Source organism: Pantoea sp. CS_6, assembly GCF_041954745.1.
GTDB classification, from domain to species: domain Bacteria; phylum Pseudomonadota; class Gammaproteobacteria; order Enterobacterales; family Enterobacteriaceae; genus Pantoea; species Pantoea stewartii.
Genome location: NZ_JAVAYG010000003.1, coordinates 325,211 through 340,278, shown reverse-complemented (window position 1 = coordinate 340,278; position 15,068 = coordinate 325,211). Strand labels below are relative to the sequence as shown.

Below are 15,068 nucleotides of genomic sequence, written 5' to 3'. Positions count from 1 at the left end.
CAACAACACTTCCCACTTTTACGGGGGCGATTTATCGTCAACGCATCCCTGCTTTCACTCTTTTACGCTTCCTTACCCAGCGAGCCGGGCAAATGTGACAAAGTAGCTAAACTTAGTACAGGTACTGAGCGCAAAAAGGAGAATAAAATGAATAAAGTGGCCCAGGAATATCACGCCTCACTGGCGGTATTAACCGAACGTCTTCGCCACGGCGATCGCGATCTGGATACATTAGTCGACGATCGGCGCCGTCATTTACAAGCGCACTCCGATCTGACGCCGGACGAAATCGATCGGGCGCTGACGTCGGTGCGTCGCGATCTGGCAGAGTTTGGCCGTAACTATGCAGAGGCGGAAGAGCCGGTCGCCGACTCCGTTTTTATGCGCGTGATTCGGGAAAGCATCTGGAAGGAGCTGGCAGATATTACGGATAAAAGTCAGTTAGAGTGGCGTGAGGTTTTTCAGGATTTGCAACATCACGGTGTGTACCAAAGTGGTGAGGTGGTGGGCCTGGGCAATCTGGTCTGCGAAAAATGCCACTTCACTCGCGCCATTTATACGCCGGAAACGCTGTCACGTTGCCCCGAATGCAATCACGATCAGTTTTATCGTCAGCCTTTTGAGCCGTAGAAGAAGCAGGCGGGCTTTGTGCCCGCCTGACGTTTAGTGCAGAATTTTTGCCAGGAAATCCTTTGCCCGCTCAGACTGTGGATTATTAAAGAAGTCATCTTTATGGGTGTCTTCGATAATTTTTCCTTCGTCCATAAAGATCACCCGATTGGCCACCTTACGGGCGAAGCCCATTTCATGTGTCACGACCATCATGGTCATGCCTTCCTGGGCCAGTTCGACCATAACGTCCAGCACTTCATTGATCATTTCGGGATCGAGTGCGGAGGTCGGCTCATCAAACAGCATGGCAATCGGATCCATACAGAGTGCCCGCGCAATCGCGACACGCTGCTGCTGACCGCCCGAGAGCTGGCCGGGAAATTTATCTGCATGCGCTGACAGGCCCACGCGAGTCAGCAATTTGAGGCCTTTCTCGCGGGCGGCGGTTTTGTCGCGCTTTAAGACTTTGACCTGCGCCAGCACTAGGTTATCAATAATGCTCAGGTGAGGGAACAGTTCGAAGTGCTGAAACACCATGCCGACCTTACTGCGCAGTTTGGCCAGATTGGTTTTTTTATTGTTCACTTCAGTACCGTTTACCGTAATGCTGCCCTGTTGCACAGGTTCCAGGCCATTCACGGTTTTGATCAGGGTCGATTTGCCCGAGCCTGACGGCCCGCATACCACAACCACTTCACCGGTCTTGACTTCGGTAGAGCAGTCGGTCAGCACCTGAAATTGACCATACCACTTAGAAACGTTTTTCAGGCTAATCATTTAAACCGTCCTTTTTCTTTTTAGATAGCTGACCAACAGTGACGCGCTCAGGCTGATCACGAAGTAGACCAGACCGGCAAACAACACCATCTCAACCTGGGTACCGTCACGCTCACCGATGGTGGAGGCGGTGCGGAAGAAGTCCGCCAGGCTCAGCACATACACTAACGAGGTATCCTGGAACAGGACGATGCCCTGGGTCAGTAACAGCGGAACCATGGCACGAAACGCCTGAGGCAGAATCACCAGGCGCATGGACTGCCACTGCGTCATGCCCAGCGCCAGCGCCGCGCTGGATTGCCCACGCGCAATACTGATGATGCCGGCGCGAATGATTTCCGAATAATACGCCGCTTCGAACAGCGAAAAGGCGACCATTGCCGAAATCAAACGAATGTCGGTTTTAGGGGAAATACCCAGCACCTGCTGCAGGAAACTCGGCACCACCAGATAAAACCACAGCAGCACCATAACCAGCGGTACCGAACGGAACAGGTTAACGTACAGTTTGGCAAACCAGCTGATGGGCCTGAAGGTCGACAAACGCATCACCGCCAGCAGCGTGCCCCACAGGATGCCGAAGACCACCGCCGTAAGCGTGATTTTAAAGGTAATGACCAGACCATTAAGCAGGTAAGGCAGGCTGGGAGGAATGGAACTCCAGTCAAACGCGTACATCACTTGCCTCCCATATTGCCGGGCAGACGCACTTTGCGCTCAACCAGGCTCATCAAAAACATAATCACCAGGTTGATGGCAATGTAGGCCAGCGTAATGGCCGTAAACGATTCATAGGCGTGTGCGGAATAGTCCAGCAGCTTGCCCGCCTGCGCAGCCATGTCCACCAGGCCGATCGTCGACGCAATCGCCGAGTTTTTAACCAGGTTAAGCATTTCTGACGTCATTGGCGGCACAATCACGCGGTAAGCATTAGGAAGCAACACATAGCGATAGGTTTGCGGCAGCGTCAGGCCCATTGCCAGCCCGGCATTCTTTTGTCCCCGCGGCAAAGACTGAATCGCCGCGCGCACCTGTTCGCAGACGCGTGCGGCGGTAAACAGGCCCAGACAGATCACCGACGAGATAAAGAACTGCAGGTTGGGATCCAGCTCCGACTTAAACCACATGCCAAGCTTCTGACCAACCAGCTCTGGCGCCACCAGATACCAGAAGAAGAACTGCACGATCAGGGGGATGTTACGAAACAATTCCACATAGCAGGTGCCAATCGTTGCCAGCAGCCGATTAGGCACGGTACGCAGAATGCCAAAGAATGAACCTACGCAGAAAGCGATAATCCAGGCACAGCAGGAGACAGCAATTGTCACCTGAAAACCGGACCACAACCAGCCGAGATAGGTGGTATTTCCGAACGGGGCCTGTTCGAGAAAAATGCCCCAGTTCCAATCGATACCCATAACGAACTCCGGTAAAAAAGGGTAGCAGAGCTACCCTGAAGATTGATGAACGGCTTAATGCGCCTGAGTCAGGGGAACGACCCGATCAGGCGGTCTGTCCACGCCGCGGTTTCAGCAATCGAGAGGGCGACAGCGCCGCCCTTGTTATCGTTGTTAATTCAGCGCTTTATCATTCGGCGTTTTGAACAAGGCTTTCATGTCATCAGACAATTCAAAGTTCATGTTCAGGTTTTTAGGAGGAATAGGCTGTTTAAACCAGGTGTCGAACCATTTTTCTGCCTGGCCGGAGGTCTGGGCTTTTGCAATGGTGTCATCAACCAGCTTTTTGAACTGCGGATCGTCTTTGCGCAGCATACAGCCATAAGCTTCTTTAGACTGTGGCGTACCGATAATGACCCAGTCATCCGGTTTTTTCGCTTTAGCGCGTTCGCCAGCCAGTAGGGCGTCATCCATCATAAAGGCCACGGCACGACCGGTTTCCAGCGTACGGAACGAATCACCATGGTCTTTGGCGCTGATGATGCGCATATCCATCTTTTTCTCGTCGTTCAGTTTATGCAGCAGCACTTCTGACGTCGTACCTGAGGTCACCACGACAGTTTTGCCTTTCAGATCGTCAAAATCCTTAATTGGGCTGCCTTTTTTAACCAGCAAGCGGGTACCGATAACAAAAATGGTGTCGGAAAAGGCCGCCTGTTTCTGGCGCTCAAGGTTGTTGGTCGTTGAGCCACATTCGTAGTCATAGGTGCCGTTTTGCAGCAGCGGAATACGGTTCTGTGAAGTAATCGGGATCATTTTGATCTGCAGATCAGGTTTATTCAGCTTCGCTTTAATGGCATCAGCAATCGCGTTTGAATAAGCCTGTGAATAGCCAACGACTTTCTGTTGGTTGTCGTAATATGAAAAGGGAACTGACGATTCGCGATGCCCGATAACAATGACGCCACTGTCATTAATTTTTTTCAGGGTACCGCTGAGATCTTCCGCCTGGGCCGCTCCCGCTGCTGCGCTCAACAGCAAAAGAGATAATGCCACTTTGCGTAATTGCATGTTCCAACTCCTTCGTGTGGAAATTGCACAGGATCAACCCTGTACTGAGTGTGATGTTGTGTGTATTTTGCACTGCTTTTCTTATTATTCCCTCGCGCGTCTGCGCTTAAGAATATTCACTAACATAGCGGATTGTTAACCTAATGAAACAAAAAAGTTTCTTTTTTGCGATGGCATTCGCACCAAAAAAAGGCAATCGCGCGTCCATGCACGCGGAAGGTGCGCAGATTGAGCGTTAATGGTGCATTACGCCCATGCCATCGTGGGTAACAAGCCCCGCGTTGCAGGAATACAGAAACATTTAGCAATCATCGTGCCAGAATAAAATGACAGTGGGGTGAACGGGCGGTTTGACTGAAGAAGCAGAAGCAGAAGCAGAAGCAGAAGCAGAAGCAGAAGCAGAAGCAGTAAAAGGGGAAAGGGAAACAGCGTGCGGATTAAGACACCGCGAAAGGCTGTGGCGAAGCAGCGCTTCACCACAGCGTGTCAGCGCTGACGTCGGATGAAGGCCAGTAACCCGGCCAGCACTGTCGCTATCCATACCGGCCAGATCCCGGCTTTCGAGTATGGCGTTTCGCCGCGGGTAGGCGTTACCTTATCCACGAGTACGCCGCGCGTGAACTGCGGCAGAACCTTTTCCACATCGCCATTGGCATTCACCACGGCGGTTACGCCATTGTTGGTGCCGCGCAGCAGCGGTCTGCCCAGCTCAAGTGCGCGCATACGCGCCATCTGGAAGTGTTGCCAGGGACCAATCGAGTGACCAAACCAGGCATCATTAGAGACGGTCAGCAGAAAGTCGGTGTCCGGACGGAAGTTCGCCCGCACCTGCTCACCCAACACGATCTCGTAGCAAATCGCCGTCGTAAGGTGATAATTCGCCACATTGAGCTGAGGCTGCAAATAGTCACCGCGGCTGAAGGCAGACATCGGCAAATCGAAGAAGGGGGCAAGCGGGCGCAGCAAATCCGCCATAGGAACAAACTCACCAAACGGCACCAGATGGTTTTTCTGATAGCGGTTAGTGCCGAAGTAGTTGTAGGGCTTCGGCCCGCCCAGCACGATAACCGTGTTGTAATCATGATAACGATTCTGCTCCAGGCGCGAATCCACGATACCGGTCACCAGTGCGCTACCGCGCGCGCGGAGTTCGGCATCCAGCGAACGCAGGAACGGTTGCTGGTTACTTTCCAGATCGGTAATTGCCGACTCCGGCCAGATAATAATGGGGGCTTTTCCCATCAGCGGCTGGCTTAAATCGTTATAAATGCGCAGCGTGTTCAGCAACTGCTGCGGGTCCCACTTCATCGACTGGGGAATATCGCCCTGCACCAGCGCGACATCGACCGCCTGCTGGGGTAAAGGCTGATACCAGTGCAGATAACGCAACGGCCAGCATATTGCCAGTAACGCGAGCGCGCCCACCAGGCTTTTCACCTGACGTCGCTGCTGCGCATAAACCAGCAAACCCGCAATGACCATCAGCAGGAAGGTAATGCTTTCCACGCCAGCCAGCGGCGCAATCCCCTTTAGCGGGCCATCAATCTGACTGTAGCCAAACTGCAACCACGGAAAGCCGGTTAAAATCCAGCCGCGCAAAAACTCCGTCACCTGCCATAACGCGGGAGCGGCCAGCGCCAGTCGCCACAGTGTGGGACGTGGCCAAATCCGGTTCAGGATGCCGGCAAACAGCGCCGGATAAACCGCGAGGTAAGCCGCCAGCAGGACCACCAGAAAAACGTTCACCGGGCCAGGCATGCCGCCAAAAGTGGCAATGCTGACATAAACCCAGTTAATACCGCTGCCAAACAGGCCAAATCCCCAACTGAAACCAATGGCGCTGGCCTGAGGGCTGGTGCGGTTCAGCGTCAGAAGTTGCAGGCCGAACAGCGAAAGCAGGGCGGCAGGCCAGAAATCGTAAGGGGAAAAGGCGAGCGTGCCACAGGCGCCGCTCAGTAAAGCCAGCAGCAGACGGACCCGCTGCTGCTGGTAAAAGGAGGCTAATGCCATAGCGTTATTCGTCATCCAGTTGAGGTAGCGCCGAATTTTCCGGGATTTTTACGTGAACCTGAATGATACGGCGGCTGTCGGCCATGGCAACTTTGAACTGGTAACCATCAATGTCGATGCTTTCACCGCGCGCCGGCAGATGACCAAAGCCCTGCATTACCAGTCCACCAATGGTATCCACTTCGTCATCGCTGAACTGGGTGCCGAACACCTCATTGAAATCCTCAATGGGGGTTAACGCACGCACCGTGTAGGTCTGGCGGTTGAGCTGGCGGATATCCCGATCTTCCTCATCGTCATATTCGTCTTCAATTTCGCCAACAATCAGTTCGAGAATATCTTCAATCGTGACCAGTCCGGACACGCCACCAAACTCATCGATCACAATCGCCATATGATAGCGCTGGGAACGAAACTCTTTCAGCATACGGTCAACGCGCTTGCTCTCAGGCACAACCACCGCAGGACGCAGCACTTTTTCGACGCTGAAGGCTTCTGATTCGCTGCTCATAAACGGCAGCAGATCTTTCGCCATCAGGATGCCTTCAACATGGTCCTTGTCTTCGCTGATCACCGGAAAGCGGGAGTGTGCGGAGTCAATGATCACATCCAGGCACTCTTCGAGGTTCTGGTTGCGTTTCAGGGTGATCATCTGAGAACGCGGAATCATGATGTCGCGTACGCGCTGTTCTGCAATATCCAGCACGCCTTCCAGCATGTCGCGGGTATCCTGATCAATCAGGTCCTTTTGATTGGAATCACGGATAAGGCTCAGGAGCTCGTCACGGTTTTTGGGTTCACCGTGAAACAGTTGGTTGAGCAGTAGGGAAAAAAATCCCTTTTTACTACTGGGTGCATCGCTGTTTTGAGAATGGTCGTCGCTCATGGCGGTTTTTAAAGATCTCTCTGGTCAGTAAGTGATGCTGCCGGTCGGGTTACCGGCAGCAGGATGGCCTGAGTCCACAACTCAGGCGTTTTCTTTCTCCGAAATGTACGGATCAGGATAACCAAGAGCAAGCATTATCTCGGTCTCCAGACCTTCCATCTCTTCGGCTTCGCTGTCTTCAATGTGATCATAACCCAACAGATGCAGCGTACCGTGAACCACCATGTGCGCCCAGTGGGCTTCAACGCTTTTCCCTTGTTCCTGCGCTTCCTGTTCCACGACCTGACGACAGATGATCAAATCGCCCAGCAGGGGCAATTCAATACCGGGTGGCGCTTCAAAAGGAAATGACAACACATTGGTGGGTTTATCTTTACCACGGTAGGTCAGGTTAAGCTCATGGCTTTCCTGTTCATCCACCAGACGAATAGTCACTTCGCTTTCCGGCTGAAACGGCGTCACCGCAGCTTCCAGCCAGCGCTGAAACTGGCTTTCCGTGGGGAGATTTTCTGTTTGTTCACAGGCCAGCTGTAGGTCGAGAATCACGTCGCTCATGGTTTCTCCTGAACGCTATGTTGGGCGGCAAGGGCTTCACGCTTACGCTCTTCAGCCTGCTGATCGCGACGTTTCTGATCGGCTTCTTCCCAGGCTTCATAAGCGGTCACGATGCGTGCCACGACCGGATGACGCACAACGTCTTCACTGTGAAAGAAGTTAAAGCTGATTTCTTCCACCTCAGACAGGACCTCAATCGCGTGACGTAAACCCGATTTTGTGTGGCGGGGCAGGTCGATCTGCGTGACGTCGCCGGTGATGACCGCTTTCGAGTTAAAGCCGATACGGGTCAGAAACATCTTCATCTGCTCGATAGTGGTGTTCTGGCTTTCATCAAGAATGATAAACGCGTCATTCAGCGTACGGCCGCGCATATAGGCCAGCGGCGCGACTTCGATAACGTTGCGTTCCATCAGCTTCTCGACTTTTTCAAAGCCCAGCATCTCAAACAGGGCGTCGTAAAGCGGACGCAGGTAGGGGTCCACTTTCTGGCTCAAATCGCCCGGCAGGAAGCCCAGTTTTTCACCGGCCTCGACGGCGGGGCGCGTGAGCAGGATGCGACGAATCTCCTGGCGTTCGAGCGCATCGACCGCGGCAGCGACGGCCAGGTAGGTTTTACCGGTACCCGCCGGGCCCACGCCAAAGGTGATGTCGTGGTCGAGGATATTGGCAATATACTGTGCCTGATTTGGGGTGCGAGGCTTGATGACGCCACGCTTGGTCTTGATATTGACCGCTTTACCGTAGTCGGGCACGCTTTCTGCCGTTTGTTCCAGCACCCGGCTCTCTTTGATCGCCAGATGAATCTGCTCGGGTTCGATATCCGGAATTTCGCCGCGCACGGGCGCGGTATCGACATAAAGTGTTTTCAGGATCTCGACCGCGGCATTCACGCACAGCACCCGACCAACCAGTTTAAACTGATTGTCCCGGCGGTTTATCTCAATGCCAAGACGACGCTCCAGCTGTTTTACATTGTCATCAAATGGACCGCACAGGCTCATCAGACGGCGGTTATCAGCCGGTTCAAGGGCGATTTCACGGGTTTCAATATTCAAACGAATCCTTTGGGTCACTCAGGGCCAGTTGAAAGGGATTGCGGGTGCATCAGATGTGTTAAGCGGATGCATCATAACGAAATTATTTATGCGGTCACGCCGGGGCGCAAGCTTACGAGGTGATATTTGGGCGGCACCGGCAGAAACCAAGTGCAAAACAGCAGAATGTGCGGCAGCCGACGGTGAGCTGCCGCACATAACGGAAGATCAGGGCTGGAAGACGCCAACGCCGATATCATTTTCTTTGCGGGTACGGGCGATAACGGAGGCCGGGCTCTCAACCACACGTAAGCCCATTTCCTCTTCAGTCCGCACCAGCTTGCCGCGCAAAGAGTTGGTATACACATCGACAATTTCAACGTCGACAAACTTACCGATCATCTCTACCGGACCTTCGAAATTCACCACTCGGTTGTTTTCGGTCCGGCCGGTCAGCTCCATCACGTTTTTACGTGAAATGCCTTCTACCAGAATCCGCTGCACGCTGCCCAGCATACGGCGGCTGATCGCCATGGCCTGCTGGTTGATGCGATCCTGCAGAATATACAGACGCTGTTTTTTCTCTTCGTCGCTGACGTCGTCAGGCAAGTCTGCCGCAGGTGTGCCCGGCCGCGCTGAGTAGATAAAGCTGTAGCTCATATCAAAGTTGATATCACCAATCAGCTTCATCGTTTGCTCAAAGTCCTGCTGTGTTTCACCCGGGAAACCCACGATAAAGTCAGAACTGATCTCAATGTCAGGGCGTGCAGCGCGCAGTTTGCGAATGATAGCCTTGTACTCCAGCGCGGTGTGCGCACGCTTCATCAGCGTCAGAATTCGGTCGGCGCCGCTCTGCACAGGCAGGTGGAGGAAGCTCACCAGCTCTGGCGTATCGCGATAGACATCAATGATGTCATCGGTGAACTCAATCGGATGGCTGGTGGTGAAGCGAATACGGTCAATGCCGTCAATCGCCGCCACCAGACGCAGCAGTTCAGCAAAGGTGCACACGTCGCCGTCAAAGGTTTCGCCGCGATAAGCGTTCACGTTCTGCCCTAACAGGTTCACTTCGCGTACGCCCTGCGCAGCCAACTGCGCGATCTCCAGCAGAATATCGTCTGACGGACGGCTGACTTCTTCACCGCGCGTATAAGGCACCACGCAGAACGTACAATATTTGTTGCAGCCTTCCATGATGGAGACAAACGCGGTGGGGCCTTCGGCCCGCGGTTCAGGCAGGCGGTCGAATTTTTCAATTTCCGGGAAGCTGATGTCCACAACCGGACTTTTGCTGCCGCGCACGGTATTAATCATTTCAGGCAGGCGATGCAGGGTTTGCGGACCAAAGACAATGTCCACGCAAGGCGCACGCTGGCGAATATGATCCCCTTCCTGAGACGCGACGCAGCCGCCAACACCGATGATCAAATCCGGGTTGCGCTCTTTGAGTTTTTTCCAGCGCCCCAACTGGTGGAAAACCTTCTCCTGCGCTTTCTCGCGGATTGAGCAGGTGTTGAGCAGCAGAATATCCGCCTCTTCGGCTTCCTCTGTCAGGGTATAGCCGTGCGTGCTGTTCAGCAGGTCAGACATCTTAGATGAATCGTACTCATTCATCTGACATCCCCAGGTTTTGATATGCAGTTTTTTTGTCATCGAGCTAGCCATTAAATCAGTGCAGTGAAGTGCTGGGCGCGTATTGTAATGCTTTGCTGCGGATGTGACCAGCCTGAGGGCTTTTCTGATCGTGCCTCATTTTTCCGGTACACTTTGCAGGAATACCACCGCGCTGAAAAGTGGCGGCCTAAGAGAGGGATACAAGTGATGCAGGATAACCAGTTTGATGTGGTGATTGTCGGCGGCGGCATGGTCGGAGCGGCGCTGGCCTGTGGTTTAGCGCAGCACCGCTTTCGGGTGGCGGTGATTGAGCGGGCAACCCCGCCACCTTTCGATCCCGACAGCCTGCCGGACGTGCGCATTTCCGCTGTCGGCTCCTCGTCGGTGGCGCTCCTGAAACAACTGAACGTCTGGCAACGCGTGGAGGCGATGCGCTGTGCGCCTTACCGCAAACTGGAAACCTGGGAGTGGCAGACGGCGCAGGTCAGTTTCGATGCGGAGTCGCTGGGTTTGCCTGAACTGGGTTATATGGTGGAGAACTCGGTGCTGCAACGTGCGCTGTGGGAAGAGATGACGCAGCGAGGGATCACCTTGCTGTGTCCGGCGACGATGGAGGATCTTCAGCCCTGTAATGCGGGCTGGACGCTGTCATTAAGCAATGGCACGACCGTAACCGCAAAATTAGTGGTGGGGGCAGACGGCGCAAGCTCACAGGTGCGACAGATGGCGGGTATTGGGATTCATGGCTGGAGTTACGCACAGTCCTGCTTACTGATCAGCGTCACCTGCGAGCATCCGGCTGGCGATGCGACCTGGCAGCACTTTACGCCCGACGGTCCACGTGCTTTCCTGCCGCTGTTCGGTCATCATGCCTCGCTGGTATGGTATGACGCCGCCGCCCGTATCCGACAGTTACAGGCCATGCCTGTCGCGCAGCTGGAGAAAGAGATCGCCCATCACTTTCCGGCCCGACTGGGCCGTTTTCATGTGCATGCAGCCGGTGGCTTTCCCCTGGTGCGTCGTCATGCCGCGCGTTATGTCCTGCCGGGGCTGGCGCTGGTCGGCGATGCGGCGCACACCATTAATCCTCTGGCAGGGCAGGGCGTGAATCTGGGATATCGTGACATTGATGCGTTAATGGATGTATTAATTGCTGCGCGTGACAATGCTGAAACCTGGTCGTCGGAACGGGTGCTGTTACGTTATCAGCGCCAGCGCCGCCACGATAATCTGCTGATGCAGAGCGGGATGGATCTGTTCTATTTTACGTTTAGCAACCGCGTCGGCCCGTTAAAGCTGGTACGCAATCTGGGATTGATCGCCGCTGAGCATTCCGGCGTGCTGAAACGTCAGGTCTTGCGCTATGCGTTAGGCTTGTAAGCCTCAGCCACGCGTCGCATGGATGTGACGCGTGGTCATGAGCCGGAAGCCAGAAACAAAAAAGCCCGCTATTGCGGGCTTTTTTGCTTAATTTGGCTGGGGTGCAGGGATTCGAACCCCGGAATGCTGGTATCAGAAACCAGTGCCTTACCGCTTGGCGACACCCCAATGGTGTCAAATCAAATTGTCTAAAATGGCTGGGGTGCAGGGATTCGAACCCCGGAATGCTGGTATCAGAAACCAGTGCCTTACCGCTTGGCGACACCCCAAGAAAATGGTGGCTACGACGGGAATCGAACCTGTGACCCCAGCATTATGAGTGCTGTGCTCTAACCAGCTGAGCTACGTAGCCAAATTGTATTGCCTTTCGATGATGGCTGGGATACCTGGATTCGAACCAGGGAATGCCGGTATCAAAAACCGGTGCCTTACCGCTTGGCGATATCCCATTCGTCCACTCGCAGCCGCGAGATACATCGAAATTGGCTGGGGTACCTGGATTCGAACCAGGGAATGCCGGTATCAAAAACCGGTGCCTTACCGCTTGGCGATACCCCATCCATGCTGCCGACTCGTGAAATGGTGCGGGAGGCGAGACTTGAACTCGCACACCTTGCGGCGCCAGAACCTAAATCTGGTGCGTCTACCAATTTCGCCACTCCCGCAAAAAAAAGATGGTGGCTACGACGGGAATCGAACCTGTGACCCCAGCATTATGAGTGCTGTGCTCTAACCAGCTGAGCTACGTAGCCATCTTTTTTCGCGCAACCTTCATCGGCGTTGCGGGGCGCATTATGCGGAGTTGACTACACAGCGTCAACAAGTTTTTTGCCGTTTTTTGCCTTCAAACGCCTGTTTGTCTGGCTTATAACCAGGGTGGTGCTTTATTCGGCAATTTTTCAGTGAATACAACGGCAACTCCACAAAAAATGGGCCATTACTGGCCCATCTGTTCACTCAGTATAGCACTTATTTGTAAGCGGACTGGTGCACGCCCACGGCACGTCCTGAAGGATCGTCCATGTTTTTGAAGGCTTCATCCCATTCAATGGCTTTTGCCGACGAACAAGCAACAGACGGCCCGCCCGGCACGCACTCGGCAGCACTTGGCAGCGGGAACAGTTCTTCGAAAATTTCGCGATAGAGATACGCTTCTTTCGAACCCGGCGTGTTATACGGGAAGCGGAAATGCGCCGTCGCCAGTTGCTGATCGCTAATCTGCTTAGCCGCCACTTCTTTCAGCGTGTCAATCCAGCTGTAACCTACGCCGTCAGAGAACTGCTCTTTCTGACGCCAGGCAACGCTTTCAGGCAGATAGGAAGAGAAACATTCGCGCAGAATGTGTTTTTCCATTTTACCGTTGCTGCCGCACATCTTGTCCTGTGGGTTGATACGCATGGCGACATCCAGGAATTTCTTATCCAGGAACGGCACGCGCGCTTCTACGCCCCAGGCGGACATCGCTTTGTTGGCGCGAGCACAGTCAAACATGTGCAGAGCCAGCAGCTTACGCACGTTCTCTTCATGGAATTCTTTGGCATCAGGCGCTTTATGGAAATAGAGGTAGCCACCGAAGACTTCATCTGCGCCTTCGCCTGACAGCACCATTTTAATGCCCATCGCTTTGATTTTACGCGACATCAGGTACATCGGCGTGGAGGCACGAATGGTGGTCACATCGTAGGTCTCAATGTGGTAGATCACGTCACGAATAGCATCCAGACCTTCCTGCACCGTGAAGTGGATTTCATGGTGAACCGTACCCAGGTGCTCGGCAACCAGTTTGGCTGCTTTCAGATCCGGTGAGCCTTCCAGACCGACGGCGAAAGAGTGCAGCTGTGGCCACCAGGCATCGCTTTTGTCCTGATCTTCAACGCGCTTAGCGGCAAAACGCTTGGTCACGGCTGAAATAATAGAAGAATCCAGACCGCCAGACAGCAGCACGCCATAAGGAACGTCTGACATCAGATGACTTTTTACCGACTCTTCCAGCGCATGTTTCAGGCCAGCCGCGTCAGTCACGTTGTTTTCAACGTTTTTGTATTCCATCCAGTCACGCTGCCAGTAACGACGAATTTCACCGTCAGTACTGGAAAGGTAGCTTCCCGGTGGGAATTCTTTAATGGTGCGGCAAACCGGCACCAGCGCCTTCATTTCAGACGCCACAAACAGGTTGCCGTGCTCATCGTTGCCCATATACAGCGGAATGATACCGATATGGTCGCGACCAATCAGATACGTTTGCTTCACGGTGTCGTACAGGATAAAGGCAAACATGCCCTGCAACTCGTCCAGGAAATCGACGCCTTTTTCCTGATACAGCGCCAGAATGACTTCGCAGTCCGAACCGGTCTGGAAACTATAACGATCGCTTAACTCTGCGCGCAGGGCCTGATGGTTGTAGATTTCACCGTTGACGGCCAGAACGTGAGTGTGATCGGCGTTATACAGTGGCTGTGCACCGTTGTTGACGTCGACAATTGAGAGACGTTCGTGAGCAAGGATCGCGTGGTCGTCAGCATACACACCTGACCAGTCCGGCCCACGGTGACGCATTAAGCGTGAGCTTTCCAATGCTTTTTTACGTAACTCAACGGGATCGCTTTTCAGATCCAGCACACCAAAAATAGAACACATATCTGACTCCTGAACTCACCTGCGGCGATGTAATTTTACGTTTGTCCGGCAGCCGTTCGCTGCGTGATGTATAAGAAAATGCGTTATTTCAGGTGCACAATGCAAGAGGAATCGTGTTTCACTGATAAAAAGGTTGTTGAATAACCCTGGATATTGAATTTTATCTAATGAAAGTGTCTTTTTATTGATGAATCGGCAATGAAAAGTGATTTTGGGGTGTTTTTTGAACGATCTCAAGCCAGCAGAGAGGGGCAAGGAAGGGGAATGCACTGCCTGAGGCGGCAGTGCGTCATAAGCTGAACGTTTAGAAGAGATCGATATCGGCCACGGAAGGGAAAATCCAGTCAGGACGGAAAGGCATCGCGTCAATATCGCTCAGGGTTGACACCCCAGACAGGACAAGAATGGTTTCCAGTCCGGCCTGAAAACCGGCCAGAATATCGGTGCGAAGGTTGTCACCCACGATCACCGTGTCCTCTGAGTGCGCCTGCATTTTATTCAGCGCGGCACGCATGATATACGGGCTGGGTTTGCCGACATAAAACGGCCTGCGACCGGAGATCTTTTCAATACCGGCACACAAGGCACCGCAGGCGGGCACGAATCCCCTGGCGTGCGTGTCGGGGTTGGTGGCAATGAAACGCGCCCCGTTTGCCACAAAGAAAGCCGCCTTATGCATCATGTCCCAGTTAAATGACCGGGTTTCGCCCACAATGACAAAGTCCGGGTTAACGTCAGTGATGGTAAAGCCCGCTTTGTAGAGTTCGTGCACCAGCGCACCCTCACCAATGACATAGGCTTTTTTGCCTTCCTGACGACGCAGAAAGTCAGCGGTCGCCATGGCTGAGGTGTAAAACACCGAATCCGGTATATCGATGCCCGCGGAGGAGAAGCGATTGGCTAAGTCCCGCGCCGTCTGGGAAGGGTAGTTGGTCAGCACCACTAATGGCATATCTTTAGCCAGAATGCGCTGCAAAAACTCTTTTGCACCGGGCACCGCGGTATTGTCGTGCATCAGCACGCCATCAATGTCACAAATTACATTTTTAATCGTCATAAATGTGTTCCGATGCGCGCTGTCAGAAAACAGGC

At 53.6% G+C, this 15,068-nt stretch carries 13 protein-coding genes and 7 tRNA genes; 2 read left to right on the top strand and 18 right to left on the bottom strand.

All coding sequences use genetic code 11. The annotated features are described in order from the left end of the window. Nucleotides 1–147 precede the first annotated feature (147 nt). Entirely contained in the window at nt 148–630 is a 483-nt protein-coding gene (locus RAC90_RS06850; RefSeq protein WP_006118415.1) for a zinc ribbon-containing protein, read from the top strand. 33 nt (nt 631–663) lie between these two features. On the opposite strand, the gene RAC90_RS06845 is transcribed toward RAC90_RS06850, so the two are convergent. From RAC90_RS06845 to miaB, 9 genes are all read right to left on the bottom strand, one after another. Further along, nucleotides 664–1,389, bottom strand: coding sequence for an amino acid ABC transporter ATP-binding protein (locus RAC90_RS06845; protein ID WP_039342886.1), 726 nt, complete (start codon nt 1,387–1,389; stop codon nt 664–666). Then, nucleotides 1,390–2,067 (bottom strand): glutamate/aspartate ABC transporter permease GltK, encoded by a 678-nt coding sequence (gltK, locus tag RAC90_RS06840; RefSeq protein ID WP_006118417.1) that lies wholly within the window; start codon nt 2,065–2,067, stop codon nt 1,390–1,392. Further along, nucleotides 2,067–2,807 (bottom strand): amino acid ABC transporter permease, encoded by a 741-nt coding sequence (locus RAC90_RS06835; RefSeq protein ID WP_006118418.1) that lies wholly within the window; start codon nt 2,805–2,807, stop codon nt 2,067–2,069. The genes gltK and RAC90_RS06835 overlap by 1 nt, the downstream gene beginning before the upstream one ends. Nucleotides 2,808–2,960: 153 nt before the next feature. After that, the gene (locus RAC90_RS06830) at nt 2,961–3,857 is read right to left on the bottom strand and encodes an amino acid ABC transporter substrate-binding protein (protein ID WP_033739290.1); all 897 of its coding nucleotides are present in this window, start codon (nt 3,855–3,857) and stop codon (nt 2,961–2,963) included. Between the two features lie 486 nt (nt 3,858–4,343). Further along, nucleotides 4,344–5,867: an apolipoprotein N-acyltransferase gene (gene lnt, locus RAC90_RS06825; RefSeq protein ID WP_054688117.1), complete on the bottom strand. Its 1,524-nt coding sequence runs from the start codon at nt 5,865–5,867 to the stop codon at nt 4,344–4,346. 4 nt (nt 5,868–5,871) lie between these two features. Further along, complete coding sequence (gene corC, locus RAC90_RS06820) at nt 5,872–6,753, bottom strand: CNNM family magnesium/cobalt transport protein CorC (protein WP_033739293.1); 882 nt, start codon at nt 6,751–6,753, stop codon at nt 5,872–5,874. 81 nt (nt 6,754–6,834) lie between these two features. Then, nucleotides 6,835–7,308: an rRNA maturation RNase YbeY gene (ybeY, locus tag RAC90_RS06815; RefSeq protein WP_033739295.1), complete on the bottom strand. Its 474-nt coding sequence runs from the start codon at nt 7,306–7,308 to the stop codon at nt 6,835–6,837. Next, entirely contained in the window at nt 7,305–8,366 is a 1,062-nt protein-coding gene (locus RAC90_RS06810; RefSeq protein WP_033739297.1) for a PhoH family protein, read from the bottom strand. Before RAC90_RS06810 ends, ybeY begins: the two co-directional genes overlap by 4 nt. Before the next feature lie 207 nt (nt 8,367–8,573). Continuing rightward, a complete protein-coding gene (gene miaB, locus RAC90_RS06805) occupies nt 8,574–9,998 on the bottom strand; it encodes a tRNA (N6-isopentenyl adenosine(37)-C2)-methylthiotransferase MiaB (protein WP_033739300.1) in 1,425 nt (474 codons plus the stop codon). Nucleotides 9,999–10,166: 168 nt separating this feature from the next. On the opposite strand from miaB, the gene ubiF reads away from it, so the two are divergent. Continuing rightward, nucleotides 10,167–11,339, top strand: a complete 1,173-nt coding sequence (ubiF, locus tag RAC90_RS06800; protein WP_058707669.1) for a 3-demethoxyubiquinol 3-hydroxylase — start codon at nt 10,167–10,169, stop codon at nt 11,337–11,339. Between the two features lie 93 nt (nt 11,340–11,432). Here the strand turns inward: ubiF and RAC90_RS06795 are convergent. From RAC90_RS06795 to RAC90_RS06755, 9 genes are all read right to left on the bottom strand, one after another. Then, nucleotides 11,433–11,507: transfer RNA gene (locus RAC90_RS06795), tRNA-Gln, on the bottom strand. Between the two features lie 26 nt (nt 11,508–11,533). Then, nucleotides 11,534–11,608 (bottom strand) — tRNA-Gln (locus tag RAC90_RS06790). Between the two features lie 6 nt (nt 11,609–11,614). Beyond that, nucleotides 11,615–11,691 (bottom strand) — tRNA-Met (locus tag RAC90_RS06785). Nucleotides 11,692–11,713: 22 nt separating this feature from the next. Beyond that, nucleotides 11,714–11,788 (bottom strand) — tRNA-Gln (locus tag RAC90_RS06780). Nucleotides 11,789–11,822: 34 nt separating this feature from the next. Then, nucleotides 11,823–11,897: transfer RNA gene (locus RAC90_RS06775), tRNA-Gln, on the bottom strand. Nucleotides 11,898–11,919: 22 nt separating this feature from the next. Then, nucleotides 11,920–12,004, bottom strand: a tRNA-Leu gene (locus RAC90_RS06770). A 10-nt stretch (nt 12,005–12,014) separates the two neighbouring features. Continuing rightward, a tRNA-Met gene (locus RAC90_RS06765) sits at nt 12,015–12,091 on the bottom strand. A gap of 217 nt (nt 12,092–12,308) precedes the next feature. After that, nucleotides 12,309–13,976, bottom strand: a complete 1,668-nt coding sequence (asnB, locus tag RAC90_RS06760; RefSeq protein WP_006118422.1) for an asparagine synthase B — start codon at nt 13,974–13,976, stop codon at nt 12,309–12,311. 304 nt (nt 13,977–14,280) lie between these two features. Next, the gene (locus tag RAC90_RS06755; RefSeq protein ID WP_033739305.1) at nt 14,281–15,033 is read right to left on the bottom strand and encodes an HAD-IIA family hydrolase; all 753 of its coding nucleotides are present in this window, start codon (nt 15,031–15,033) and stop codon (nt 14,281–14,283) included. Between the last annotated feature and the right edge of the window lie 35 nt (nt 15,034–15,068).